Raw genomic sequence first — 319 nt, 5'->3', positions numbered from 1 at the left:
TTGTGACCGCGCCCGCCGCCGTACACGTGCGGCAGCAGGAAGCGATCGGCCGGCACGCCCTTGCCGAACGGGTTGTCCTTGTCCCACAGGCGCGCCTCCAGCTTGGCCTTCGTCGCCGTCTTCACGAACGTGCCGTTGAGCGCGTAGTTCGTCGGGCGATCCAGGCTGGCGCGCATCTCGTCCTTGAAGGCCGACTGTGCATCCTTGATCGAACGGGTGAGCGCCTCGGCCGCGACATACGGGCCCTGGCGGCCCAGCTCGCTCATCCGAGCGCCGACGTCGGCGGAGTTCGAACTGACATTGATTCTCATCTTTTCCT

1 pseudogene is annotated in these 319 nt (G+C 65.8%); it reads right to left on the bottom strand.

Annotated features, from left to right (window positions below):
- Positions 1-311, bottom strand: a pseudogene (locus KVT32_RS29425) (hypothetical protein); the annotation flags it as partial.
- Positions 312-319 lie beyond the last annotated feature (8 nt).

This window comes from Achromobacter sp. GbtcB20, from assembly GCF_019091095.1.
Classification (GTDB): domain Bacteria; phylum Pseudomonadota; class Gammaproteobacteria; order Burkholderiales; family Burkholderiaceae_B; genus Achromobacter; species Achromobacter mucicolens.
This window is presented reverse-complemented; position numbering and strand designations above follow the sequence as displayed.